Source organism: Achromobacter sp. GW823-FHT04E03 (genome assembly GCF_058796095.1).
This window is the reverse complement of the sequence record NZ_JBXAIJ010000002.1, coordinates 1328186-1354164: the sequence shown is the minus strand read 5'-3', so window position 1 is coordinate 1354164 and position 25979 is coordinate 1328186. Positions and strand designations below refer to the sequence as shown.

The following is a 25979-nucleotide window of genomic DNA, read 5'->3' as shown; positions in this document are numbered from 1 at the left end:
GCACACGCAGGGTTTCGGGTACCAGCCGTGGAAAGCCCGCGGGCTTTCCGGCGGAACTTAGGCGGCCGGAGCTTCGGCAGCGCCTTCGTCGGCGGCAGCGCCGCCCTTGACCACGGCCGTGGCGGCCAGCAGCGGGTTGGCGTCACCGCCGTGGGGCACGTACGTCACGCCCTTGGGCAGCTTGATGTCGGCCAGGTGGACCGAAGCGCCAGGCAGCAGATCCTTCAGGTCCACTTCGATGAACTGGGGCAGCGCTGCCGGCAGGCAGGTGATTTCCAGTTCGGTCAGGACGTGGCTGATGATGGCGCCGCCCAGCTTCACGGCCGGCGAGACTTCAGCGTTGATGAAGTGGAACGGGACCTTGGTATGCAGGGCCTGGTTGGCGTCCACGCGCTGGAAGTCCACGTGCAGGACTTGCGGCTTGTAGGCGTGCCATTGAACCGAACGCAGCAGGACTTGCTCTTCCTTGGCTGCGCCTTCCAGCGCCATTTGCAGGATCGACGCGTGGAATTCTTCCTTGCGCAGGGCGTGGTAGATCTCGTTGTGGTCGAGTTCGATGTTCAGGGGGGCAGCCGTACCGCCATAAACGATGGCGGGAACGCGGCCCGCGCGGCGCAGGCGGCGGCTCGCACTCGAACCCTGGACGCTACGCGCAGTGGCATTGAATTTCATGGAAAACTCCAAAAACAATAAATGGCGAAGAGACTTCGCCGATTAGTGCACGGCACGCGAAATGCGCGCCGTGTTTGTTGCGCCTTGCCGCGACCAGCAAGGCGCAAAACTCTGTATCCGGACTACCCGTCCGAGGGCCGCTACGTCTTAATCGACGAACAGCGAGCTGACCGATTCCGCGTTCGAGATACGCAGGATGGTCTCGCCCAGCAGCGCGGCGCACGACAGCTGGCGGATCTTGCCGCTGGCCTGGCCTTGCTCGGAGAGCGGAATGGTGTCGGTGACGACCAGTTCGTCCAGTTCCGACGCTTCGATGCGGTCGATGGCGCCGCCCGACAGCACGGGGTGCGTGCAATAGGCGTAAACGGCGCCGGCGCCGCGGTCCTTCAGGGCCTGGGCCGCCTTGCACAGCGTGCCGGCGGTGTCGACCATGTCGTCCATGATGATGCAGGTGCGGCCGTCGACTTCACCGATGATGTTCATCACTTCCGACACGTTGGCGCGCGGACGGCGCTTGTCGATGATGGCCAGATCGGCTTCCAGCTGTTTGGCCAGCGCGCGGGCCCGCACCACGCCGCCGATGTCCGGGGACACGACGACCAGGTTCGAGAAATTGCGGCGCCAGATGTCGCCCAGCAGGATCGGACCCGCGTAGATGTTGTCCACGGGGATATCGAAGAAACCCTGGATCTGGTCGGCGTGCAGGTCCATCGTCAGGACGCGGTCGACGCCAGCCACTTGCAGCATGTTGGCCACGACCTTCGCCGAGATGGCCACGCGCGCCGAGCGCGGGCGGCGGTCCTGGCGGGCATAGCCGAAATAGGGAATGGCGGCGGTGATGCGGCCAGCGGAAGCGCGGCGCAAGGCATCGACCATCACCATGATTTCCATCAGGTTGTCGTTGGTGGGGGCACAGGTGGGCTGCAGGACGAAGACGTCCTTGCCGCGCACATTCTCGTTGATCTCGACCATCACTTCGCCGTCCGAGAAGCGACCGACGGTCATCTTGCCCAGGGACATATCGAGGTGGTTGACTACGTCCACGGCCAGCCGAGTATTGGCGGTGCCCGTGAAAATCATGAAGCTATCGTTTGCCATGATGGATGATGCGATGGTCGTTTTAAGACACTAACGAGATGATGCGAGGTAATGCACCAGCGGACCCGGAAAATAAAAAAGCTGCTGAACCCGGGCCAGTGTCTTACAGGCGTGTTCAACAGCTTTTTTATGTATTCGGTTGGCTGGGGAGGAAGGATTCGAACCTTCGCATGCCGGAATCAAAATCCGGTGCCTTAACCAGCTTGGCGACTCCCCAACTATCTTGCAATCCAATTCCGCAACGGATGTTCAGCTAACCCAGTACATGCCTGCACTAACCGAAACCGTGGATGCGTTTGGCTGAATGTTTTATCAGCGCCGCGCATTATAGCGGATATTTCTGCTTCTGCCAAAACGGCTTCGGAGAGTTCGGAAAATTCGGCGAATAAACACGCACCAGATCCCGACATGCGAACTGGAGTTCCACGAAGGACCTCCTGCTCAGCAAGCCACCGCGATGCCCCAAGTACTTCTGGGTAAAGGCGGTAGACCACCGGCTCCAAATCATTCCTGCCGAAGCGGGAAGTAGGCGAAGCAAGAAAGACCGCTATTGTGATGGAAGAAGAATCTCTTGTCAAATCAGGTGCGGAAAATATTTGTGGCGTGGGCACGCTGGCGTCCGGTTGCGCCACCAGATATGCACGATCCGGCAGCGTCACCGCCGTCAGGTCTTCGCCTACACCCTGGGCGAATGCGGATTGACCGAAGACAAACACGGGCACATCGGCGCCCAGAGGCAAGGCCAGCTCCATGAGTTCGCGCCGCGACAGCCCGGTATTCCACAACTTGTTCAGCGCGATCAGCACCGATGCCGCATCGCTGGAGCCGCCGCCCAGGCCGCCGCCTTGCGGGATGCGCTTTTCCAGGCCGATCTGCACGCCCTGCTTCGTACCCGTGGCCCGCTGCAGCGCATGCGCCGCGCGCAGGGTCAGGTCCTGCTCTTCGGGCACGCCAGGCAGCTCCGTGGCGCGGCTGATGACGCCGTCGGCGCGCACATCGAAATGCAAGGTGTCGCACAGGTCGATAAAGCGGAAGGCGGTTTGCAGCAGGTGATAGCCGTCGGCGCGCCGGCCTACGACGTGCAGGAACAGATTGAGCTTGGCGGGAGCGGGTACGTCGTAGAGAGTCACGGCTGAACAAACAAAAAAAAGCGGTCACCCGATTTTACCGGGCGACCGCTGATTCCGGGCCAAGACGGCCCGCCATTCAAGGCTGATTGACGACCAGACGCAGCATGATGCGCCGGCCCGGCTCCTGGCGTTCCAACACCAGCAATTGGGGACCTAGCGTGTCGTAACGTGAGAGCCGCGCGCGCCAGCCGCCCTGCTCAAAAGCCGCCAGGCGACCCAGTTCGTCGCGCGACACTTCGGTCGCTTCGGGCGTGGCCGCCAGCTTGCCCCGCAGCCAGTCACGCAGCCCGGACACGGGCATGCTGCTGCCCAGCGCTTCCGCGGCCAGGGCATCGGGATTGTCGGCGACCAGGCGGGTGCCGTCGGCCTTGGTCAGGCTGGCCGCGCCGGGCCGTCCTTCCACCCGAGCCTCGGTCGAACCCAGCGGGTTGGTCAGGTCCAGCACATACTGGCGGCCATCGTCCGACCACGAGAAGCCGCCCTGCACGGCGTTCTGCTTGCCGCTTTCCTCGTTGACGGTAATGGCGAAGCGGCCGATGCGCGAAAACGCGTCGGCGCTGGCGCCTTCGATCGGTTTGGGCGTGGTGCAGGCCGCCAGCGTCGCCGCCAGCATTGCCATCAGGAACCAGCGCAGCGGCGCGGCGGCGCCGAGCGCACGTTGAAACACTGCGGTCACAGGCTGATCCCCAGGCGCTTGGCCACGTCCTGAACAGTCTTGTTCTTGGGATCCTTGGCCACCGCGGCGCGCAGCAACTCGACGGCCTGGTCGCGCTTGCCCTGGGTCCAGAGAACCTCGGCCAGGTGGGCTGCGATATCTGCTTCCGGACGCACGCTGTAGGCGCGCCGCAGGTAGTCGGCGGCAGCTGCGGAATCGCCCATGCGGTACTTGACCCAGCCCATGCTGTCGAGGATGAACGGATCGTTGGGCGCGAGCTCCAGCGCTTGCGTGATCAGATCCAGGGCCTCGGGCAGGCGCTGGTTGTGATCGGCCAGCGTGTAGCCCAGCGCGTTGTAGGCATGCGCATGATCAGGGTCCAGCGCGATGACCTGGCGCAGCATGCGTTCGAGGTCGGCCAGACGGTTCTGGCGTTCGTACAGCATGGCCAGTTCGTACTTGATCTCGACCGTGTCGGGCAGCGCCTGATCGGCCGCTTCCAATACCGACACCGCCTGCTGCACGCGGTCGGCGTCGCGCAGGATTTGGGCCTTGGTCAATACGCCCAGCGTACGCTCTTCCTCGTCCTGCGGGCCGGCGGCGTCGATCATGGCCAGCGCGTCGTCAATGCGACCGCTCTTGGCGCGCAAGGCGGCCTGGCGCATGCGCACCGAGTAGCGCAGCGTCGGATCGTCGATACGGCCCAGTTCAGCAATGGCGTCGTCGTAATGGCCCTGGTCTTCGGCGATACGGGCCAGCAAGACATGGGCGTCGGCCGCGGCGGCGCCGGCATCGGTTGCGCCCGGGACGGTCGCGCGCTGGCGTTGCTGCTGCACGTCCAGATACTGTTGCAACAGGCTCTTGGCCTGCGGCAATTGCCCGGCCTTGTAGGCCAGTTGCGCCTGCATGAACAGAAGGTCGAAATCTTCCGGCGAACGGCGCGACATGGCCTGCAATTCAGCCAGCGCGCCGTTGTAGTCGCCGCTGTCGGCCAACTGGCCGGCCAGCATCAGGCGCACCTTGCGGGCGTTGGGATTGCGGGCGATATAGGCGCGCGCCTCGGTCTGCGCGCGCTGCGGGTCCACTTTGTAGCCGTATTCCAGCACGCGCAGGGCCGCGGGTTCCGACTTGGGATCCGCCGCCAGGGCCGCGCGCGACTCCTGCGCGGCACGGGTGTAGTCGCCCGAGGCGGAAGCCACGTCAGCCAGCGCCAGGTGCGCTGCCGGCAGCTTGCGCACGCTGTCGCTCAGGGATTCGTCGAGGATGCGCAGGGCCAGGCGGCGGTCGTTCAGGCGGCTCAGCACGGCCAGGGCCTGGCCGATGGCGGCCGGCTTGTCGCGCGAGGAATCGATGCGGTTGCGCAGGGCCTGCGACAGGCCCTTGGTCTGGCCGTTGGCGGCGGCCAGCGCCAGCTCGGTGGAACTGGCCTCGACGTCGTTGGGAGACAGGCGCGCCCAGACCCGCGCGGCGTCCAGGGCGCCGGGCAGGTTGCCGCCGGCCAGTTGGAATTCGAGGGCGCGGCGAGCCAGGCGTGGATCGCCGGTATCCCGCGCCAGGCCCAGCATGGTGGTAGCCGCGGAACCGTACATGCCGCGCTGCGCGGCGATCTCGGAGGCGAGCACGCGATAAAAAATGTCCGCGGTCAGCGAGACATAGGGCAACTGCCCGGGGCGCAGCCGTATGACTTCGGTTTCAGGGTGGCGGCTCTGGGGCGCCATCCTGGGCCCGGTCGCATCGCGCGTCCGGCTGTCGGCGGCCTGGGCCGGCGGGGTCAGTATTGCTGCCAGCGCAAGCGCTAGCGCGGCGATCCCGATGTTTATAGGTTTGAAAGACGACTTCACGCGGCCCGTCCGGTTGATGGCACAATCTTCGTACACGCAATTAATGATCTTACACTGGCTCATGCCGGAACTGCCTGAAGTCGAAACCACGCGTCGGGGAATCGACGCCGTCATCACCGGCCGGACGCTCACGCGCCTGGTCATCCACGAATCCCGCATGCGCTGGCCGATCCCGCAGGATCTGCCGTCGCTGGTCGCTGGCCGCGCCGTGCTGGAATGCGCGCGCCGCGGCAAGTACCTGCTGCTGCGATTCGAACACGGCACCCAGATCGTGCATCTGGGCATGTCGGGGTCGCTGCGCAGCGTCGCGCCTGGTGAATTCCTGCGCAAGCACGACCATGTCGAATGGATCTTCGAACAGGCCGTGCTGCGCCTGCATGACCCGCGGCGCTTTGGCGCGGTGCTGTGGCACCCCGAATCCGACGGCCCCATCGAAGCCCACCCCCTGCTGGCCAAGCTGGGCATCGAACCCTTCGATCCACGGTTCGACGGCGCCTGGCTGCACCGCCATTTCAAGAACCACAGCGCCGCCATCAAGCAGGTGCTGCTGGCCGGCATGGCGGTGGTGGGCGTGGGCAATATCTATGCGTCGGAAAGCCTGTTCCGCGCCCGAATCAATCCCAAGACGCCAGCCAACAAACTGTCGCCCGCCCGCTGCGAGCGCCTGGCCGACATGGTGCGCGCCACCCTGGCCGATGCCCTGACCTCCGGCGGCAGCACACTGCGGGACTACGTCGGAGCCACCGGCGAACCAGGCGCCTACTTCGAGATCCACGCCGCCGTCTACGAACGCGAGGGTCTGCCCTGCCGCGTCTGCGCCACCCCGATACGGCGCATCGTCCAAGGCCAGCGCGCCACCTACTATTGCCCGAAATGCCAAAGGAATTGACCGCTGCCGCCCCGGAAATCCACGGGAAATCCCTGTAAAAACAAGACCATTTGTCTATAGCAAACGTATTGCACGAAAACTAACGTCAAGCTATATTCCTTCCACACACCCTATTCCTATAAAAGTGGAAGGAGCCTCCATGAGCAAGCAATTCGCCTCGCACGCCGACCTGGACGACAAGGTCGTCTCGTTCGAAAAACTGTCCGACAACGCCTATGCCTACACGGCCGAAGGCGATCCCAACACGGGCGTGATCATCGGCGACGAGGCCGTCATGGTGGTCGACACCCAGGCCACCCCTGTCATGGCACAGGACGTGATCCGCCGCATCCGCGAAGTCACGGACAAGCCCATCAAGTACATCCTGCTGTCGCATTACCACGCCGTGCGCGTGTTCGGCGCGTCGGCCTACAACGCCCAGGAAATCCTGGCCAGCCGCGACACCTACGACCTGATCGCCGAACGCGGCGAACAGGACAAGGCCAGCGAAATCGGCCGCTTCCCCCGCCTGTTCCGCAATGCCGAATCGATTCCGCCGGGCCTGGTCTGGCCGACGATGACGTTCAAGGGCGAAATGACGGTCAACCTGGGCAACCTGGAAGTCAAGCTGCTGCAAGTGGGCCGCGGCCACACCAAGGGCGACACCATCGCCTGGTTGCCCGAGCAGAAGATCCTGTTCGCTGGCGACCTGGTCGAATACCAGTCCACCCCCTACTGCGGCGACGCCTACTTCCGCGACTGGCCCAGCACGCTGGACGCGCTGTCTGGCTTCGAAGCCGAGAAAATGGTCCCGGGCCGCGGCCCCGCGCTGAAGAACGCCACCGAAGTCCGCCAGGGCCTGGCCGGCACGCGCGCCTTCCTGACCGACCTGTACGGCGCGGTGAACCGCGGCGTGGCCGAGGGCAAGGACCTGAAGACCATCTACCGCGAGGTCTACGACTTCATGAAGCCGCGCTACAGCGACTGGGTAATCTTCGACCACTGCATGCCGTTCGACGTGTCGCGCGCCTATGACGAGGCCACCGGCTACACCCACCCGCGCATCTGGACCGACAAGCGCGATCTGGAGATGTGGGCGCAGCTGGAAGGCTGATCCCGGCGGGCCGCCAATGGCCCATCCGAGCACCAACCGGAATCGCGCGCCGCAAGGCGGCGCGCGGCTTCGTGACATAAAAACAATATGACCCACACAGGAGACAACCGTGGGAGACATCGACTTTCAGGCGATGGAATTCGCCTATGAAAAACACGCCGACCAGGCCGCCAGCGAGCTGGCGCGCCATCAGGTGGTGGTGGTGGGAGCCGGCCCGGTCGGTCTGACCACGGCGCTGGACCTGGCGCGCCAGGGCGTGCGCGTGGTGGTGCTGGACGACGACTTCCGCCTGTCGACCGGCTCCCGCGCCATCTGTTTCTCCAAGCGCACGCTGGAGATCTGGGACCGCCTGGGCGTGGGTCAACGCATGATCGACAAGGGCGTGTCCTGGAACGTGGGCAAGGTCTTCTTCCGTGAGCAGGAAGTCTGGCGGTTCGACCTGCTGCCCGAACCCGGCCATCGCCGCCCGGCCTTCATCAACCTGCAGCAGTACTACGCCGAAGGCTATCTGTACGAGCAGGCGCGCCAGGAACCCAACATCGATCTGCGCTGGAAGAACAAAGTTGTCGGCCTGGAGCAGCGCGATGACGGCGTGGTCCTGAACGTGGAAACCCCGGACGGCGCGTATGCCCTGCATGCCGACTGGCTGATCGCCTGCGACGGCGCGCGTTCGCCGGTGCGCAAGCTGATCGGCCAGGAAAGCCACGGCCGCATCTTCCGCGACCGCTTCCTCATCGCCGACGTCAAGATGCAGGCGGACTTCCCGACCGAGCGCTGGTTCTGGTTCGACCCGCCCTTCCATCCCAACCAGTCCGTGCTCTTGCACCGCCAGCCCGACAATGTCTGGCGCATCGACTTCCAGCTGGGCTGGAACGCCGACCCGGTCGAGGCCGTCAAGCCTGAAAACGTGCTGCCGCGCATCCGCGCACTGCTGGGCCCCGACGCGCGCTTCGAGCTGGAATGGGTCAGCGTCTATACCTTCGCGTGCGAACGCATGGACAAGTTCCGCCACGGCCGTGTCGTCTTCGCCGGCGACTCCGCGCACCGCGTATCGCCGTTCGGCGCCCGCGGCGCCAACAGCGGCGTGCAGGACGCGGAGAACCTGGCCTGGAAACTGAAGCTGGTGCTGGCCGGCCAGGCGCCCGAGACACTGATCGACAGCTACGCCGTCGAACGCGAATACGCCGCCGACGAGAACATCCTGAATTCATCGCGCGCCACCGACTTCATCACGCCCAAGAGCGACATCAGCCGCAATTTCCGCAACGCGGTGCTGAACCTGGCCAAGACCCATCCGTTTGCGCGCTCGCTGGTCAACAGCGGCCGCCTGTCGCTGCCCGCGACCTACACCGGTTCGCCGCTGAACACGCCGGACACCGACGCCTTCAGCGGCCGCATGGTGCCGGGCGCGGTGGCGCTGGACGCGCCCGTGAACGCGCAAGATTGGTGGCTGGCGCAATTGGACGGTGAATTCGTGCTGGCGTTCTTCTGTGGCGACGCCCTGCCCGACCGCAACACGCTGCTTGCCCTCCAGGCGCTGCGCATGGCGCCTGTGCCGGTCAAGGCCGTGCTGGTCGCCAGCCCGCAATGCGATCTGTCCGCGCTGCCCAAGGAGCTGGCGTCCGTCACGGACCGCGAAGGCTGCCTGGGCAAGCGCTATGACGCGCAAGCCGGCACGGCCTACCTGATCCGCCCCGACCAGCACATTACCGCCCGCTGGCGCGCCTTCGACGCCGGCGCCGTCACCGCGGCCGTCAGCCGCGCCACGGGCCGGGCCTGAACTTCGAGATCACTCCATCATGCTGATTACCGAAACCAACCTGGTCTCGCCTGACGACTTCTACGAAGCGCTGATCGAGACCCACCGCGACCTCACCAACGAGCAAAGCCAGGAGCTCAACGCGGCGCTGATCCTGTTGCTGGCCAACCACCTGGGCGACATGGAAGTGCTGCGCGAGGCGCTGCGGCAAGCGCGGGCGTCCGTGGCGCCGTAGTTCCCTTCACGCCCCGACCGCGAACGCATTGACGATCAACGCGCGCAGCCACTGGTTGCCGCTGTCGCGGTCCACCCGGCGCTGCCAGTACATGTTGGTCTGCAGCGCCGGCACTCTTATCGGCGGCGTCATGTAGCGCAGGCCGAATGGCGGCGCGGCGCTGGCGGCAAGTTTTTCGGGCACGGTGGCCAGCAGGTCGGTCGCGCTGACGATGTAGGGCACGGCCGAAAAATGCGGCACGCTGAAATGCTCGGCCAGATCGACGCCGGCGCGTTCCATGGACTGGTTGACCTGCCCGTAGGGCGCCGCGCGCGACACGATGAGGTGGCGCTCGGCCCGGAAGGCCTTGAGGCTCATGCCGGCGTGCGCCGTCGGATGCGCCTGCCGGAACAGGGTCGCATAGCCCTGGCGGAACAGCATGCGCTGTAGCGTACCCGCCCCCATTTCATCGAATGCGCCGATCGCCAGATCCACCCGCCCCGCCTCCATTTCCCGCGGCAGATCCGGTCCCTGCACCCGCACCGAATCGATGCGCACCTGCGGCGCCACCTGCACGCAGACTTCCATCAGGCGCGGCATGAAGTGGATCTCGCCCACGTCCGTCATCGCCACCCGGAAGCGGCGGGTGCTGGTGGCGGCATCGAAGACGTCCTGGTCTTTCAGGGCCTGCGACAACATGGTCAACGCCTCGCTGACTGGGCCCGCCAGGCGCTGCGCGCGCGGCGTGGGCAGCATGCCCTGCGCCGTGCGCACGAACAGATCGTCGCCGAATGCTTCGCGCAGGCGGCGCAGCGCGTTGCTGACCGCGGGTTGCGACAGGTCCATGCGCCGCGCCACGGCCGACAGATTGCGGTCCTCCAGCAGATGCTGGAACAACAGCAGCAGATTCAGATCGACATCGCGCAGCTCGGCCATACGTCCCCTACTATTCACAAAATTTATAGTCTCTATTTTTGCATTCCCATAGCCGTAGCGGGGATTTTTTCCGACAATGCCATATGGGCTCCGGAAACCTTCCGCACGAGCCACCCGCACCAGGCCGCGCGGCCAAGCACCGCGCCGCCGCTCAGGAGGAATCCATGGAACTGCAATACCAGACCGGCTTCGGCAACAGTTGCGCTACCGAAGCCCTGCCCGGCGCGCTGCCGCTGGGCCGCAACTCGCCGCAGCAATGCCCCTACGGCCTGTACGCCGAGCAGTTGTCCGGCACCGCCTTCACCGCGCCGCGCAGCGAAAACCGCCGCTCCTGGCTCTACCGCATCCGTCCCGGCGCGCAGCACAAGCCGTTCGAGGCCTTTGACGGCGCCGCCGGCTGGCAAAGCACCTTCGGCCAAGGTCCCGTCACGCCCAATCAGTTGCGCTGGAGCCCGTTGCCCATCCCCGCCGCCCCCACCGACTTCCTGGAAGGCGTGAAGACCTGGGGCGGCAACGGCGGCCCCGACGAACTCAGCGGCGTAGGCATCCACCTGTATGCGGCCAACCGTTCGATGCAAGGGCGCTACTTCTACAACGCCGACGGCGAACTGCTGCTGGTGCCGCAGGAAGGCCGCCTGCGCCTGGCCACGGAGCTGGGCCTGATCGACCTGGAACCGCTGGAAATCGCCGTCATCCCGCGCGGTGTGCGCTTCCGCGTTGAACTGCTGGACGGCAACGCGCGCGGCTACATGCTGGAAAACTTCGGCGCGGCCATGCGCCTGCCGGAGCTGGGCCCCATCGGCTCGAACTGCCTGGCCAATGCCCGCGACTTCAAGACCCCGGTGGCCTGGTACGAAGACCTCGAAGGCGACTTCGAACTCATCGCCAAGTTCACGGGCGGCTTCTGGCGCGCTTCCATCGACCATTCGCCGTTGAACGTGGTGGCCTGGCACGGCACGCATGCGCCGTACAAGTACGACCTGCGCAACTTCAACACCGTCGGCTCCATCAGCTACGACCATCCGGATCCCTCGATCTTCACGGTGCTGACCGCGCCGTCGGACACCCCGGGAACGGCCAACATGGATTTCGCGATCTTCCCGCCGCGCATCCTGGCCATGGAGAACACCTTCCGTCCGCCCTGGTTCCACCGCAACATCGCCAGCGAATTCATGGGTCTGATCCAGGGCGTCTACGACGCCAAGGCCGACGGTTTCGCGCCGGGCGGCGCCAGCCTGCACAACTGCATGAGCGGCCACGGCCCCGACGCCGAGACTTTCGAAAAGGCCTCGCACGCCGATACCAGCAAGGCCCACTACATCCGCGATACGATGGCCTTCATGTTCGAGACGCGGCGCGTCATCCGCCCCACGGAGCAGGCGCTGGCCTCGGTAGAATTGCAAGGCGACTACTACCGGTGCTGGCAGGGCATCGCCAAGCATTTCGACCCCAGCAAGGCGTGACGCGCAGGCCTTCTGCCATCCACGCCCGCGGCGATGAGCGCAAGCTCATCGCCGCTTGGCATTTGTAATTTCCGGCGCCTGACGCCCGGCCACCGCATAACCACACTGAAAGAGACACGCAGCCATGACCACCATCAACGAAACCCACGACCCGTCCCTGAAGAGCTGGATCGCCAGCGCCAACACCGGCGAGTCGGATTTCCCGGTGCAGAACCTGCCCTATGCCACCTTCCGCCGCAAGGGTTCGACGGAGTCGTTCCGCCCCGGCGTGGCCATCGGCGACCAGATCCTGGACCTGGCCGCGCTGGCCGCCAAACAGCCCTTCGAGGGCCTGGCAGCGGAAGCCCTGGCCGCGTGCGCCACGGACAGCCTGAACGACCTGATGGCCCTGGGCCAGGCCCACTGGAGCGCCCTGCGCCTGGCGCTGTCGCGCGCACTGCGCGAAGGCGCTGCCCTGCGCGGCACGGTCGAGCCCCTGCTCGTCGCGCAAGCCGACGCCGAATACACCACGCCCGCCCGCATCGGCGACTACACCGACTTCTACATCTCGGTGCACCACGCCACCGCCGTGGGCAAGCAATTCCGCCCCGACAATCCCCTGTTGCCGAACTACAAGTGGGTGCCCATCGGCTACCACGGCCGCGCCTCCAGCATCGGCGTGGACCAGAAGTTCCCCCGCCCCGTCGGCCAGACCCGTCCCGCCAATGAAGGCGAAGCGCCGCAGTTCGGCCCCTGCGCCCGCCTGGACTACGAACTGGAACTGGGCATCTTCGTCGGCACCGGCAACGCCCAGGGCGACCGCATCCCCCTGGCCGACGCCGAATCGCACGTGTTCGGCCTGTGCATCCTGAACGACTGGTCGGCGCGCGACATCCAGGCCTGGGAATACCAGCCCCTGGGCCCCTTCCTGGCCAAGAACTTCGCCTCCACGATCTCGCCCTGGGTCGTCACCATGGAAGCGCTGGAACCGTTCCGCACGCAGTGGATGCGCGGCCCGTCCGAACCGCAGCCCCTGCCCTACCTGGCATCCGATGCGAACCGCGCCAAGGGCGCCTTCGACGTACAGATGGAAGTCCTGCTGACCACCGAAAAATCGCGCGCCGACAAGCAGCCGCCGGCCTTCCTGTCGCGCAGCAACTTCCGCGATGCCTACTGGAACGTGGCGCAGCTGATCACCCACCACACCGTCAACGGCTGCAACCTGCAACCCGGCGACATGCTGGGCACCGGCACCCTGTCCGGCCCGCAACCCTCGGAAGCCGGCTCGCTGCTGGAACTGTGCAACGGCGGCAAGAACCCCATCGACCTGCCTTGGGGCGAAAAGCGCACCTTCCTGCAGGACGGCGACCAGGTCATCATCCGCGCCGAATGCGTGAAGGCAGGCTATCCGCGCATCGGCTTCGGCGCCTGCTCCGGCACCGTGCTGCCCGCCCGCGCCTGATCCGCGCCTAGTCCGCGCCGGCGCCCGCCCTGGCGGGCGCCGTCAACGCCTCGATCTCATCGTCCTTGGCCTGCCACTGCTGGCCCAGCCAGTGGTGAAAGGTCGTACGGAACGCCTTGTCCCCGGAGTAGTTGCCTTCGCAAAACTCCGGCGGCACCGGCAACTGCCGCATGCGCACCAGCACCTGCCCCGCACGACCGCAGGCCAGATCCCAGAAGCTGGGCGCACCATCCGGATAGACGATCGTCACGTCTATCATCGAACGAAACCGCTTGCCCATCGCATTCAACGCCACCGCCAGTCCACCCGCCTTGGGCTTGAGCAGATGCCGATACGGCGATCCTTGCGCATCGCGCTTGGCAGGACTGAAACGCGTCCCTTCAGCAAATACCATCACGCTGGTCGGCACCAGCGAGAACTTCGCGCAGGCCCGCCGCGCAGTCTCCTGATCCTGCCGCCCCAAGTCCGGATTGCGGCGCAACGCCGCCTTGCCGTGGCGCTTCATGAACGGAAAATCCAGCGCCCACCACGCCAGCCCGATCACCGGCACATAGATCAGCTGCTGCTTCAGGAAGAACTTCAGCAACGGAATACGCCGGTTCAGCGACTGCTGCAACACGAAGATATCCACCCAGGACTGGTGATTGCAGTTCACCAGATACCAGTCCGCATAGCGCAGGCCGTCATTGCCCTGTACATCCCAGGGCACATCCTGGATCCGCGCCAGCCATCCGGCGTTGCAGGACACCCAGGCCGTGGCAATGCCGTTGAGCACGGGATCGACACCCCGCCTGACCGCCGCGAATGGCAGCAGCAGCTTCAACAAGGCCAGCGGGAACAGCAGCAGGCACCAGAACACCGTGTTGAGCGCCAGCCAGACGGTGCTGATAACGCCCGTCACCCAGGCGAAACGTCCACGCGGCAATGGCAACACGCGACGGCGCGCAGGCGCGCGAGCACTGGATTTGTTTGATTGGGCAGGCGCAGCGCGGCCAGCCCCGGAAGACGATTCAGGAAAAGTCATGCGCCAGTTTCCTACCTTCAGCAAAAACTCGACTTGCGCAGAATCAAGCCACGATCAGCGCACAGCGCACAGCGCCACCACCCACGGCAACACAGCGCAAGACACCGCGTATGCTCGATCAGGCCGCCCGGGCGGCCTGATCGAGCGGGCACCGCAAAATCTTCCACCGCCCCGCCGCCCGCGGCAAGCACGCCAAGCAAACCACCCACCCCCGCGACGGTAAAGTTTCATAAACCGAAGCTTGGGGCGTTGGGGGCCTGGGGCGCGCGGGGCGTCGATAAGCCCGAGGGAACCTGAAGGAAAGGCCGAAGGCCTTGACGAAGATGACGACGGGGAAGTCCGGAGCGAAGGCTCCGGACCGCAATCGTTGCCCCGCGCGCCCCAGGCCCCCAACGCCCCAAGCGTCTTAAGAACCAGCAGCATCCCGCACAAACCACGCCGCCATCAAGGCAACCGATACCGCTCTTCCCGATAAGCCCAACTAGCCCACAAAGCATGCGCCAAAGCCTCTTCCGAGAGCCGAGGATCCAAAGGTTCCACCGGCGCATAAACCTCATCCCGCCCCACAGGCGCAGCCTCATACCTGAACTGCCGCGGCGCCTTCGAAGGCTCCAGCACCAGCAGCTGATCCCCCCGCAAATACCCGAAATTATCCGCGTACTGCATCATCGCCCGATCAGGATCCCGCTGCGTCAGGTCCACGCCCAGCATCGGATTCACATTGTCCAGGCCCATCAAGGACAGCATGGTAGGCGCCATATCGATCTGGCTGACCAACCGTTCATCCTGCCGAGGCGCAATCCCCGCCCCCAGAATCAGCGCAGGAATCTGGAAATGCCGCACCGGCACCGGAATGGAACCGTAAACACGCGAATCGTGATCTGCAATCACCAGGAACACCGTGTTGTCCCAGTACGGCGCCTTGCGCGCCTTGTCGAAGAACTGCCCCAGCGCCCAGTCCGCATAGCGCACAGTGTTATCCACCGTCGCCGGATCGCCCACCGGCTTGATGCGCCCTTCCGGATACTCCCACGGCGAATGGTTCGTCACCGAGAATGCCAGCGTGAACACCGGCTTGTCGCCATCCGCGCGCAGCAGCCGGTCCACCTGATTGAACATGTCCTCGTCCGACGCTCCCCACGACCCCTCGAACACCGGATTCACGAACTTGGGACGATCCACGATTTCGTCGAAACCGTTGCCCAGGAAAAAGGCCCGCATATTGTCGAAGTGCGACTCGCCCCCGTACACGAAACGCGAATGGTAGCCATGCTTGCCCAACACCTGCGCCAGCGTGAAGAAACCCGTCTGCGAACGCGGCAGCTTCACCACCGCGTCGGCCACGCTGGGCAGGAACCCCGCCGTCACCGCCTCGATGCCCCGCACCGAACGCGTGCCCGTCGCATAGGCACGGTGGAACATCCAGCCTTCCTTGCCCAGCCGGTCGATATTGGGCGTCAGGTCACGCCCGCCCAGGCTGCCCACATACTGCGCGCCCAGGCTTTCCTGCAGGATGATGACCAGATTCAGCGGCTTGTCCCGGCGCACCGTCGCCTTCTGCTCATGCAGGCTGGGATAGCGCGCATCCAGCGGCGCCCCCGTCAGTCCCGCCTTCTCTCGCACAATGGCATTCATTTCGTCCACAGCCATCCTGGGATACATCGCGGCCGAGGAACGCTCATCGCGCATGCGGTAGGCGGCATCGAACACGCTATACAGCGAATTCAGCGCCAGCGCGTTGACCATGGCGTCCGAACTGTAGGCAACCTTGGCCGGATTGATCGGACGATGCTCCAGCGTGCCGCGCGCGCCCAGGAACACCAGCGCCAGGATCACGAATGAAGCCACCGGCCGTTTCCACCACGACATGAAGGGGTCGCGCGTGCGGGTCGGAAACAGGCGGACCGACAGCCAGGCCGCCAGCACCAGCACCACAAAGGCCGCCAGCAGCACGCCCTTGTAGCCCTGCCACAGCATCGAACCGACTTCCTTCGGATTGAGCAGATAGATGAAATAAAGCCGGTTTGGCCGCGTATCGTATTCCGCGATGAACTGCGGCGTGGAAACCTCCAGCAGCACGAACAGCATCCACCAGGCGCGGAACCACCAGGCGGTGATGCGGGCGGCCAGCGGCCGATGCCCGAACCAGGGCGAAAACACCGCCGGCAGCGCGATCACCATGGACATCAGGCAGACGTCGATGCGCAGGCCGCCCAGCAGCAGCGGCCCCAGCCCCCCTGCCGCCTCCACCCGGTCCCACATCCAGAAGGCCAGCCCCAGCCGCGACAGCGTCAGCAGCGCCAGGACCGCAATGATGAACCGCAGAGTCAGACGGCGCATGCGAGCACCTCCCCCTGGCGCCGCAACGCCTGCTCAGATGAAAGAATGCCGCTGTATATGCCGAGCAGAGCCATGCCGCCTCGTGGTTCGAAATTGGAAAACGCGCAAAGGTTAACGCGGTTTGGGACGATTCCGCGGCCGCTCTTACTGGGCGCGCCGCAGCCGCTCGCGGCTGTTGCTCAGATGCGTGCGCATGGCTGCGCGCGCGGCCTCCGCGTCCTGGCGCTGGATCGCACTGTAGATGTCTTCGTGCTCGAGGTTCACACGCGCCAGGTAGGCGGCGCGGTCCTCGTGTGCGAACTTTGCCGAATTGATCCGCGTGCGTGGAATGATGGCCGAACCCAGATGCGACATCAGATCCGCGAAATAGCGGTTGTCCGTGGCTTGCGCGACCAGCAGATGGAACTGGAAGTCCGGCGTGACGGTGTCCCCGTCGTTTTCCAGCGCGCTCTTGAAGGCCTCCAGCGCGCGCCGCATCTCATGCAACTGCTCCGGGCTGCGCCTGGCCGCAGCCAGGCCGGCAGCCTCGCTTTCCAGGCAGATGCGCAGCTCCAACAGCACCAGCACATCGCGCACCGTGGCGATGTCGGCAGGATCCACGCGGAAATCCCCGCCGCCGCTGGGCTCCAGCGCATATGTCCCCACGCCGTGATGCGTCTCTACCAGGCCCGAAGCCTGCAGTCGCGACAGGGCTTCGCGCACCACCGTACGGCTGACGCCGAACTGGCGCATGATCTCGGATTCCGTCGGCAATTTTTCGCCGGGCCGGATGTCCCCGCCACGGATGCGTTCCGTGATGCTCTCGACCAGCCCCTGAGCCAGGTTCCGGGGACGACGCCGCGGCGTGACGGGAGTATCGGCGGGAACATTCATTGGCTAGGATCCGAAAACAGTTGAGCGCGGCCGGGGACCGAGCGTCGCCGCTCATTGTACTTTGGGCCGGTATCGAGTCCGCGCGCCAGAATGGCGCCGGCGACGCGCAGCATGCCGCCGTTTCGCCCGGAGCAACCGTCCCGGGAGTCCCACGGCTAATGGTTCAAGCCCGAGACGGCCGGACGCGCAACGATGAGGGGATAGAAAAACAGGGCCGCCAGGAACCACATCAAGGTAGCGGACCAGAGCGTCTGACTGAGAAAATGGGCGCCCTGCAAGATACGCACCGTGGAAAAACCCACTCCTCCCGCGATACCCGCTGCCAGCCCCCACCTGCGCCATGCCGGACGCCCCAACGCCCAGCCCAGGAAATACAGGGTCAACATCGAATAGCCCGCGCCCGCATGACCGCTGGGCAAAGCGCCGCCCCCTCCTGCCCGCACCCAGGTCCACCAGTACGACGGATAAGGGGTGTAGCCGCCCAGGGAGTCCAGATCATAGGGACGGGGCAGCGTCGTGTAGTGCTTCAGTTGGTTCACCAGCACCTGCCCGGTCAGGCAAGTTGCCGCCAGCACCAGCGCCGGTCCGCGCCACGGCCGCCAGGCCGGAATGCGATAGCTTGCCGCCGCCACGCCCACCGCGGCCAGTCCTATCCCGATAGGCAGGGCCAACACCATGCGATGCCCGATCAGATCCAGCCAACGGTTCAGACGCAGCGGAAAATCGTCCAGCGCCGGATCGAACAGCGCTCGGGCGATGCGCATATCCAATCCTGAGACATTGGCCCACCAAGCCAGGCAGGCCAGCGCAAGCGTGATCGCAAAAACATGGATCGACAGATACGATGCCGGCGTCGGCTTGCGCAACGCGGGCGGCGATAAAGGCGGCATGGTGGCGACAGGATGTCCGTCAGGCAAACGGGCAGCTTAGGCCGCCGACAGTCAAACTTTCGTCAAATTTGACCTTGCGCCCCGCCGGCCGCCGCCATCGCATGCCCCTCAGCGGCCTCAAAACGCAGCGTGAAGCAGGTGCCGCGCTGCTCGCCCTGGCGCGAAGAATCGACCGTCAGCGACCAGCCCTGCATATCGCAGACGCGCTTGGCGATCGCCAGTCCCAGACCGCGCGCCGTCTCGTCGGGGCCGCCCGCGCCCGAATCCCGCATGCGGCCGCTGTAATAGCGGCGGAACAGGAAGGGCAGATCGTCGGCGGCAATGCCTTTGCCATCGTCGCGCAGCTCCAGCGCGCCGTCGGCCGCCATGCTGGCGGTCAGCGTCGCGGGCGCGGCGTGTTCCACCGCGTTGCGGATCAGGTTGCGCAACACGGTCAACAAGGCATAGCGATCCAGCATGCGAACCTGACCGGCGGCGATCCGGTTTTCGAAACCGAGCCCGGTCAACCCCGCCTGGGTTTCGTACCCGCGCCAGGCGTTGTCCATGCATTCGCCGAGATCGACGGACTCCGCCGGGCGCAGTTCGTCCCGCGCCATGGAGCGTGCGCTCTCCAGCGACACGATGACATCGTCCACGTTGTCCACCACGCGAGTCAGCCGCTGGCGTTGGTCCGGAGTCAATACCTGGGTCAGCAGCATCAACTCGCTGTCCGAGCGGATCGCGGCCAAGGGCGTGCGCACCTCGTGGCTGAGATTGCCCGCGAATTCGCGCTCGCGCGCAATCGACCTGTCCACCTGGTTCTGCACCCGGTTGAAGGCCTCTATCAGCCGGCCCGCCTCGTCGTCGCGCGTCACTGCCATATCGGGCGACCCCGGCGCCCAGGTGGCCAGCCGGTCGGTCAGGTCCAGCAACGGACCGACCGCGATGGCCGCCACGCGCCGTGACAACGCATAGGCGCCCACCACGCAAATGGCGCCCACGCCCAGCACGATCAGGCCGAAGTCATGCACCCGCCCTTCGTTCTCGGTGGCGTCGTACAGCAGGTACACCTTGGCCCGTCCTGTTTCGGCCACCATCACGTGCCAGGTGTAGGCGCCCGGCTCCACCAAATGCAGGCCGCTATCCAGAGACTCGATTTCCGGCGGCATGTCGGCGGGCCGATTGCCGTCCAAGCTGACCCAGGCGCGCATCGAACCGCCCAGTTCGCGCACACCTTCGCGCGGCAGGAAACCGTCGCTGACCCGGGCGTGCTGCACCAGCCGGTCCATTTCGGTGTTGAGGATGTCGTTGACCAGATCGTCTTCCATCTGATCGAAGGTCAGGTAGGCCAGCAGGGCCAGCGCCGTCACGAACAACGCCACGGTTCCGGTCAACGCCCAGACCACGCGCTGGGTCAGCGTACCCCCCGCAGACGCCGACGAAATGCCGCTCATCTTGTCGCCCCGGCTTCCAGCGTGAGGCGCCAGCCGGTGCCGTGAATGGTTTCGATACCGTCGAAACCGGCATCGGCCAGCGCACGCCGCAACAAGTGGACCTGGCTGCGCAAAGCATCGGACGAAGGCGGCTCGTTGCCCCACAGCGTGGACTCCAGCTCCTCGCGCGACACCACCCTGCCGGGATCGCGCAGCAGCGCCTCGATGATGAGGCTGGCCTTGCGTGTGAGGTGCACGGGGCTGCCGTTGACCGACACCGCACGGTTGCGGGTATCGTAGGACAGGGAGCCAAAGGCCCGCACCGAGTCCACTGTCGCGCCCTTGGCGCGCTGGATAAGCGCCACCAGGCGCGCTTCCACTTCCAGCAGCGCGAAAGGCTTGGTCAGGTAGTCGTCCGCGCCATGCGAGAACCCGGCCAGCTTGTCTTCCAGGCTGTCGCGCGCCGTCAGCATCAGCACCGGAACATCCGCGCGCATGTCGTTTCGCAGCGTGTGCAGCACTGCGTTTCCGTCCATGCCCGGCAGGCCGATATCCAGGATCAGGGCGTCGAAGCGCTGCTCCTTCAGCCGCTCCAGCGCGGCCGGCCCCGAGTAGGCGGCATCGGGCAGAAAGCCGCGCGCTTCCAGGAAGGTGTACAGATTGCCCGAGATGACCGGATCATCCTCGACGATCAATACCCTGTAATTCGCGCCCGCCGCGGGACTGGTTGCCATGGTTGCGATTCCCTTTCGTGCGCGCCACCTCAGGCCCGCAGTACCTTGCCCGGATTCATCAGCCCTTGCGGGTCCAACGCTCGCTTTATTCTGCGCATCAGATCCAGTTCGATGGCGCTCTTGTAGCGCGGCAGTTCGTCGATCTTGAGCTGCCCGACGCCATGTTCCGCGCTGATCGAACCATGGTGCGCGTGCACGCTGTCGTGCACCACGCCGTAGATGTCGCCTTGCAGCGCCAGCAGCTCGGCCTCGGTCTGCCCCGGCGCATGGGCCACGTTGTAGTGCAGATTGCCGTCGCCCAGGTGCCCGAAGATCACATGGCGCACGCCAGGAAATCGCGCCTGCAGCAAGGCGTTGGTCTTGTGCACGAAGCCGGCGATGGCAGAGATCGGGATCGACACGTCATGCTTGACCGACTTGCCCAGCTCCGCTTCGGCCAGCGGAATACTTTCGCGCAAGTGCCACAGCGCCTTGCTTTGCGCCACATTCGCGGCAATGGCTGCATCGTTCACGAGCCCGCTTTCGATGGCCTCGCCTAATACGGTCTCGAAGCGTTCGCGCGCGTGCGCCTCGCTTTCGCTGTCGGACAGCTCAAGCAGGGCGAACCATGGCGATGCGGCGGAATCCCCCTCGAAGGGCAGGCGCTGCTGCGGGAATAGTCGAACGACCGACTGCAGGCAGGCACCGCTCATCAGTTCAAAGCCGGTCAGCGCCGCGCCAAAGCCCGCCCGGGCGCGCGACAGCAGCTCGACGGCCTGATCGATGCCGTCCAGGGTCAGCAATGCCGTGCATGAAGCCACGGGCCTGGGAAACAGTTTCAGCGTGGCTGCGGTGATGATACCCAGCGTGCCTTCGCTGCCGATGTACAGGTCGCGCAAATCGTAGCCGGTGTTGTCCTTGCGCAGGCCGCGCAGGCCGTGCCAGATCTCGCCTTCGGCGGTCACGACCTCCAGGCCAAGAGTCAGTTCACGCGTGTTGCCGTAGCGCAGCACCTGGGTGCCGCCGGCATTGGTCGCCAGGTTGCCGCCTATGGTGCAGCTGCCTTCGGCGGCCAGGCTCAGTGGAAACAGCCGGCCCGCCGCGGCTGCGGCCTCCTGTACGGCCTGCAGCACGCAGCCCGCTTCCACGGTGATCGTGTCGTTGTCGGTATCCAGTGCGCGCACCGCTGTCAGGCGGGTGGTGGACAGGATCACCGCGCTGCCGGACAGGTCAGGCGTGGCGCCTCCGCACAGGCCCGTGTTTCCGCCTTGCGGCACCACCGGCACCCCATGGGTAGCGCACAGTTTGACGGCCGCCGCCACTTCTCCGGTCGAGCCGGGACGGATAACCGCCAGCGCGGCGCCTCGATAACGGCGGCGCCAATCCAGCACATACGTGTCGGCGTCCGTGCCCGTCAGCACGTGGGATGCGCCCAGAAGGGACTGTAGATCGCTCAGCAAGGTCATAGCGCGGCACAAGTAGCGCCTGGGGCGAGCCCAGGCTGGGAGTGTGCGGTCTATTGTAGGGGGTGAGCGCCCGGGTGACAGCACGGCGGGCATGCCGCACCCGCCGGCAGAGCCTTTCAGCCGACGGCCTGATCCAGCCGCGTACCCGTCAGGCCCGAACAATAGGCCCGCGAGGCGATGCGGTTCATCAGGAAGGCCCGGTCCACGCCCGCGGGGCCGGGCATTTCCGACAGCGCGCGGTAGGCGCGGCGCAGCACCTCGCCCCGGGTCGCGCCGCACACCAGCAGCCGCGTGCACGGCAGGCGGCGGTCCACGCAACCATCGATGCGCAGTTCCAGCGCATGGGCAGCGACCGGTTCGCAGTCATGCACGGCCGTGCCCGCATGTGCCTGCGCCTGGGCGTCGATCACGCGGAACACGCCGCTGCGATCGTCCAGCGCGAAAGCGACAGTACCCATGCCCTGCCAGCCGCGATCTCGCGCCACGTCGGCGGCGACGGCGCGCAACGCGCTTTCCACGGAGGCCGGCAGATGAGGCGCCGGACACTCGGCGATCAGCACGCGGGCGTCGCGCCATACGCAGCGTTCCCAGGCCCGGCCCGTGGCCAGGCCGCCCGCCTCGGAAACGAACACGTGAATGTCGAGCCGGCGCTCGCGGCCTGCGGCCGGCCCGGCGTGATCCGTGGGCGGGCCCCGCCGGTTTGAGGCGCCCCTGGATGACATGACAGTAGAAACTTTGGCGCCCATGGCCCCTCCCGGTCTTTCTGCTTGCATAGCAAGCGTATCACCTTCGGAGGACGAGCAAGTTTTGTGCCATGCCCAGCCCACTGGGCAAACCCCGTAGCGCGGCCTGCCGCCGCACCGGAAACACGCGTGGGAGCCCGTGGGCGCACCAGATCAGGGCGGACGTCCCGCCACGGTGCAAGAAGGGAAAAAGCCCTACGCCGTCTGCCGGATGAAGGGGGAGCGCCAATGGGGGATAATTCCGGTTTAATCCCTAGCCAGGCGCGTTTTGATATGCGGGTTTACCAGAATCCGCTTCAGAACCCGAGCTGGAACCCAACATCCAAGGAACCGTCGTGGGCAACAACACGCAATTTCCGGGCTCGGTCTTCAAGGCCTATGACATCCGTGGCACCGTGCCCGACCTGATCGACGCCCGCTTCGCCCGCGCCTTGGGCGTGGCGCTGGCAGCCCGCGCGCGCGAACAAGGCGTGCAGACCCTGGTCGTCGGCCGCGACGGCCGCCTGAGCAGCGAGATGCTGTCGGTGGCGCTGCAGGAAGGCATGCTGGAAGGCGGAGTGGACACGCTGGACATCGGCATGGTGCCCACGCCGCTGGTCTATTTCGCCGCCAACGTCATGCAAACGGGATCGGGCGTCGCCATCACCGGCAGCCACAACCCGCCCAAGTACAACGGCTTCAAGATGATGATGGGTGGCCGCGCGCTCTACGGCGAGGACGTTCAGGCGCTGGCTGCCAGCATGAACGGCCCTGCCAGCGCCCCGGCGGCCCGGCCCGGCGTGCGCCGCCAGCTGGACCTGGTGGCGTCCTACATCGCGCGCGTCGCGTCCGGCATCAAGCTGGCGCGGCCCATGAAAATCGCCATCGACTGCGGCAACGGCGTGGCCGGCGCGGTCGCCCCGGCGCTGTTCCGCGCCCTGGGCTGCGAGGTCACCGAGCTGTTCTGCGAAGTGGACGGCACCTTCCCCAACCACCATCCCGATCCCGCCGAACCCAAGAACCTGCAGGACCTGATCAAGTGCGTGGCCGAGACCGACTGCGAACTGGGCCTGGCTTTTGACGGCGACGGCGACCGCCTGGGCGTGGTGACGAAATCGGGCCAGATTGTCTGGCCGGACCGCCAACTGGTGCTGTTCGCCCGCGACGTGCTGGACCGCAATCCGGGCGCCACCATCATCTATGACGTGAAGTGCAGCCGCCACGTGGGCCTGTCGGTCGAAGCCGCCGGCGGCGTGCCGCTGATGTGGAAGACCGGCCATTCGCTGGTGAAGGCGAAGCTGGCCGAGACCGGCGCCCCGCTGGCCGGCGAGATGAGCGGCCACATCTTCTTCAAGGAGCGCTGGTACGGCTTCGATGACGGGCTCTATACTGGCGCGCGCCTGCTCGAGATCGTGTCGCGCGACGCCGATCCCTGCGCCGTGCTGGAAGCCCTGCCGCAAGACGTTTCCACCCCCGAACTGAAGCTGGAAATGGAGGAAGGCCAGCCCTTCACCCTGGTCCAGGCCTTGCAGGAGCAAGGGCAATTCCCCGGCGCGAATCGCGTGATCACGATTGATGGCGTGCGCGCGGAATATCCTGACGGCTTCGGCCTGGCGCGCCCCTCGAACACTACGCCGGTGGTCGTGCTGCGTTTCGAAGCGCAAACGCCCGCCGCGCTGGAACGCATACAAGCCGACTTCCGCCGCGAACTGAGCAAACTCGCGCCGCAAGCCGATCTGCCTTTCTAGTTTTGCCTATGTCCTTATCGAACAGCCCAGCCTGGCAACAGTTCCTCGCGGCCACAAACGCCGCGCCGCGCAGCGGCGAACAATTGCGTGTCCTCAATGCCCCCGGCCTACGCCTGGACCTGAGCGCGCAGGCGTATTCACCGGACCTGCAAAAGGCCGAGGCAGCCCTACTTGAACAACAGGGTTTCGACGCTGCCCGGTCCTGCCTGTTCGACGGCGGCAACGCAAACTGGACCGAACAACGCGCCGCCTGGCACACCGCGCTACGCGCCCCCCAGCCGCCCGCCAGGGTGGCCAAGTCCGTCCTCGGCGAACGCGAGCGCATGCGCGAATTCGTGCGCCAGGCCGACGCGGCCGGGCGCTATGGCAGCGTGCTGCACCTGGGCATAGGCGGCAGCGACTGGGGGCCCCGGCTGGTCACGCGCGCCCTGCGCCACGGCGGCGCGCGGCGCGAAGTGCGTTTCGCCTCCAACGTGGATTCGCATTCGGTCGCGGACGCGATGAGCCGCCTGGATCCGCACGACACCTTGGTCATTGTCGCCTCCAAGTCGTTCACCACCACTGAGCCGCTGGCCAATGCCGAGGTCGCCATGAACTGGCTGCGCGATGCCGGCGTGGCGGATCCGATCAGACAGGTCGTGGCGGTCACCGCCAACGTCGAGGCGGCCTTGAACCTGGGCATCCTGCCCGATCACATTTTCCAGATCTGGGATTGGGTGGGCGGACGCTATTCGCTATGGTCGGCGATCAGCCTGCCGGTCGCACTGGCGCTGGGCACAGACTCCTTTGACCAACTACTGGCGGGCGCCGCCGCCATGGACGAGCATTTCCGCACCGCGCCCATCGAGGAAAACGCGCCCGTCCAGCTGGCGCTGGCCGGCGTCGTAAACCGCAGCGTGCTGGGCTACGATTCACTGGTGATTGCACCCTACGATTCGCGGCTCTATCACATCGTGCCCTGGGCCCAGCAGCTGGAAATGGAATCGCTGGGCAAGGTCGCCACCGCCGACGGCAGCCCGGCCGGCGTGCCCACCGGCCCGGCCGTCTGGGGCATGTCGGGCACCGATTGCCAGCACACCTTCTTCCAGTGGCTGCACCAGGACACCCGGGGCGCTCCCGTCGACTTCATCCTGTGCGAAAAACCCGACCACGCCTACGCGCGCCACCACGAGCTGCTGATCGCCAACTGCCTGGCACAGCGTTCCGCGCTGCTGCGTGGCAAGTCCTTCGAGGAAGCGCTGGCCGAAACCTCGGCGATTGAAAGCGATCCCGACCGCGCCCGGCTGTTGGCGCAGCACCGCGTCCATCCGGGCGGACGGCCCTCCTCGCTCATCGTGCTGCCCCACCTGGAGGCCTATACCCTGGGTGCGCTGCTGGCGCTGTACGAGCACAAGGTGTTCACCCAGGGCGTAGTATGGGGCATCAACCCCTTCGACCAATGGGGCGTTGAATTCGGCAAGGCCTTGGCCAAGGGCATCATGCACGAGTTGAATTCGCAGCAAGCCAGCCAGCAGGATCCCTCCACCCGCTACTGGATCGACGCGATCACGCGCCGTCCTTAAGCGCGAACCGGCGCCTTGCCGGCGCCGGCGCTTCCATT

The 25979-nt window shown here is 65.8% G+C and carries 22 protein-coding genes and 1 tRNA gene; 8 read left to right on the top strand and 15 right to left on the bottom strand.

Annotated elements, in window-relative coordinates; genetic code table 11:
* Positions 1 to 57: 57 nt before the first annotated feature.
* The 6 genes from AC1RHV_RS17520 to AC1RHV_RS17495 all read right to left on the bottom strand — a co-directional run bounded on the left by AC1RHV_RS17520 (position 58) and on the right by AC1RHV_RS17495 (position 5459).
* Entirely contained in the window at positions 58 to 672 is a 615-nt protein-coding gene (locus AC1RHV_RS17520; protein WP_042797362.1) for a 50S ribosomal protein L25/general stress protein Ctc, read from the bottom strand.
* 147 nt (positions 673 to 819) lie between these two features.
* Positions 820 to 1770 carry a ribose-phosphate pyrophosphokinase gene (locus AC1RHV_RS17515; RefSeq protein ID WP_006227587.1) on the bottom strand — a complete coding sequence of 317 codons (951 nt, stop codon included), beginning with the start codon at positions 1768 to 1770 and terminating at the stop codon, positions 820 to 822.
* A 140-nt stretch (positions 1771 to 1910) separates the two neighbouring features.
* Positions 1911 to 1987, bottom strand: a tRNA-Gln gene (locus tag AC1RHV_RS17510).
* Position 1988: 1 nt separating this feature from the next.
* Entirely contained in the window at positions 1989 to 2900 is a 912-nt protein-coding gene (gene ispE / locus AC1RHV_RS17505; RefSeq protein WP_082400801.1) for a 4-(cytidine 5'-diphospho)-2-C-methyl-D-erythritol kinase, read from the bottom strand.
* Between the two features lie 76 nt (positions 2901 to 2976).
* Positions 2977 to 3519 carry a lipoprotein insertase outer membrane protein LolB gene (gene lolB / locus AC1RHV_RS17500; RefSeq protein WP_119449635.1) on the bottom strand — a complete coding sequence of 181 codons (543 nt, stop codon included), beginning with the start codon at positions 3517 to 3519 and terminating at the stop codon, positions 2977 to 2979.
* A gap of 53 nt (positions 3520 to 3572) precedes the next feature.
* The gene (locus tag AC1RHV_RS17495) at positions 3573 to 5459 is read right to left on the bottom strand and encodes a tetratricopeptide repeat protein (RefSeq protein ID WP_054451952.1); all 1887 of its coding nucleotides are present in this window, start codon (positions 5457 to 5459) and stop codon (positions 3573 to 3575) included.
* On the opposite strand from AC1RHV_RS17495, the gene mutM reads away from it, so the two are divergent.
* From mutM to AC1RHV_RS17475, 4 genes are all read left to right on the top strand, one after another.
* Positions 5458 to 6285 carry a bifunctional DNA-formamidopyrimidine glycosylase/DNA-(apurinic or apyrimidinic site) lyase gene (mutM, locus tag AC1RHV_RS17490; protein WP_054451953.1) on the top strand — a complete coding sequence of 276 codons (828 nt, stop codon included), beginning with the start codon at positions 5458 to 5460 and terminating at the stop codon, positions 6283 to 6285. The two genes, AC1RHV_RS17495 and mutM, sit on opposite strands and share 2 nt — an antisense overlap.
* A 139-nt stretch (positions 6286 to 6424) precedes the next feature.
* Positions 6425 to 7378 carry an MBL fold metallo-hydrolase gene (locus tag AC1RHV_RS17485; protein ID WP_119449627.1) on the top strand — a complete coding sequence of 318 codons (954 nt, stop codon included), beginning with the start codon at positions 6425 to 6427 and terminating at the stop codon, positions 7376 to 7378.
* A gap of 109 nt (positions 7379 to 7487) precedes the next feature.
* Positions 7488 to 9158 (top strand): FAD-dependent oxidoreductase, encoded by a 1671-nt coding sequence (locus tag AC1RHV_RS17480; protein WP_192329345.1) that lies wholly within the window; start codon positions 7488 to 7490, stop codon positions 9156 to 9158.
* A 19-nt stretch (positions 9159 to 9177) separates the two neighbouring features.
* The gene (locus AC1RHV_RS17475) at positions 9178 to 9372 is read left to right on the top strand and encodes a DUF2783 domain-containing protein (RefSeq protein WP_054451956.1); all 195 of its coding nucleotides are present in this window, start codon (positions 9178 to 9180) and stop codon (positions 9370 to 9372) included.
* Between the two features lie 6 nt (positions 9373 to 9378).
* Here the strand turns inward: AC1RHV_RS17475 and AC1RHV_RS17470 are convergent, their stop codons facing one another.
* The gene (locus AC1RHV_RS17470) at positions 9379 to 10287 is read right to left on the bottom strand and encodes a LysR family transcriptional regulator (protein WP_054451957.1); all 909 of its coding nucleotides are present in this window, start codon (positions 10285 to 10287) and stop codon (positions 9379 to 9381) included.
* Between the two features lie 164 nt (positions 10288 to 10451).
* Between AC1RHV_RS17470 and hmgA the strand changes: the two genes are divergently transcribed.
* Both hmgA and fahA read left to right on the top strand, forming a co-directional pair.
* Positions 10452 to 11750 carry a homogentisate 1,2-dioxygenase gene (gene hmgA / locus AC1RHV_RS17465; RefSeq protein ID WP_054451958.1) on the top strand — a complete coding sequence of 433 codons (1299 nt, stop codon included), beginning with the start codon at positions 10452 to 10454 and terminating at the stop codon, positions 11748 to 11750.
* 124 nt (positions 11751 to 11874) lie between these two features.
* Positions 11875 to 13191 carry a fumarylacetoacetase gene (fahA, locus tag AC1RHV_RS17460; protein ID WP_175180606.1) on the top strand — a complete coding sequence of 439 codons (1317 nt, stop codon included), beginning with the start codon at positions 11875 to 11877 and terminating at the stop codon, positions 13189 to 13191.
* Between the two features lie 7 nt (positions 13192 to 13198).
* Here fahA and yihG read toward each other — a convergent pair whose 3' ends face one another.
* The 8 genes from yihG to AC1RHV_RS17420 all read right to left on the bottom strand — a co-directional run bounded on the left by yihG (position 13199) and on the right by AC1RHV_RS17420 (position 22655).
* Positions 13199 to 14116 carry a 1-acylglycerol-3-phosphate O-acyltransferase, YihG family gene (yihG, locus tag AC1RHV_RS17455; protein WP_054452317.1) on the bottom strand — a complete coding sequence of 306 codons (918 nt, stop codon included), beginning with the start codon at positions 14114 to 14116 and terminating at the stop codon, positions 13199 to 13201.
* A gap of 543 nt (positions 14117 to 14659) precedes the next feature.
* Positions 14660 to 16555, bottom strand: a complete 1896-nt coding sequence (locus AC1RHV_RS17450) for an LTA synthase family protein (RefSeq protein WP_119450302.1) — start codon at positions 16553 to 16555, stop codon at positions 14660 to 14662.
* A 144-nt stretch (positions 16556 to 16699) separates the two neighbouring features.
* Complete coding sequence (locus AC1RHV_RS17445; protein WP_054451961.1) at positions 16700 to 17428, bottom strand: FadR/GntR family transcriptional regulator; 729 nt, start codon at positions 17426 to 17428, stop codon at positions 16700 to 16702.
* Between the two features lie 155 nt (positions 17429 to 17583).
* Entirely contained in the window at positions 17584 to 18318 is a 735-nt protein-coding gene (locus AC1RHV_RS17440) for a phosphatase PAP2 family protein (RefSeq protein ID WP_492301486.1), read from the bottom strand.
* A gap of 62 nt (positions 18319 to 18380) precedes the next feature.
* Complete coding sequence (locus tag AC1RHV_RS17435; protein WP_175161351.1) at positions 18381 to 19751, bottom strand: sensor histidine kinase; 1371 nt, start codon at positions 19749 to 19751, stop codon at positions 18381 to 18383.
* On the bottom strand, positions 19748 to 20464 hold the full coding sequence (locus tag AC1RHV_RS17430; protein WP_492301484.1) for a response regulator transcription factor: 717 nt from the start codon (positions 20462 to 20464) through the stop codon (positions 19748 to 19750). Before AC1RHV_RS17430 ends, AC1RHV_RS17435 begins: the two co-directional genes overlap by 4 nt.
* Positions 20465 to 20493: 29 nt before the next feature.
* Positions 20494 to 21909 carry an FAD-binding oxidoreductase gene (locus AC1RHV_RS17425; RefSeq protein WP_125470097.1) on the bottom strand — a complete coding sequence of 472 codons (1416 nt, stop codon included), beginning with the start codon at positions 21907 to 21909 and terminating at the stop codon, positions 20494 to 20496.
* A 116-nt stretch (positions 21910 to 22025) separates the two neighbouring features.
* Positions 22026 to 22655 carry a BPTD_3102 family carboxylase-like protein gene (locus tag AC1RHV_RS17420; protein WP_119450307.1) on the bottom strand — a complete coding sequence of 210 codons (630 nt, stop codon included), beginning with the start codon at positions 22653 to 22655 and terminating at the stop codon, positions 22026 to 22028.
* Positions 22656 to 22987: 332 nt separating this feature from the next.
* Between AC1RHV_RS17420 and AC1RHV_RS17415 the strand changes: the two genes are divergently transcribed.
* Complete coding sequence (locus tag AC1RHV_RS17415) at positions 22988 to 24379, top strand: phosphomannomutase/phosphoglucomutase (protein ID WP_054451967.1); 1392 nt, start codon at positions 22988 to 22990, stop codon at positions 24377 to 24379.
* An 8-nt stretch (positions 24380 to 24387) separates the two neighbouring features.
* Entirely contained in the window at positions 24388 to 25941 is a 1554-nt protein-coding gene (pgi, locus tag AC1RHV_RS17410) for a glucose-6-phosphate isomerase (RefSeq protein ID WP_054451968.1), read from the top strand.
* Positions 25942 to 25979: the final 38 nt, after the last annotated feature.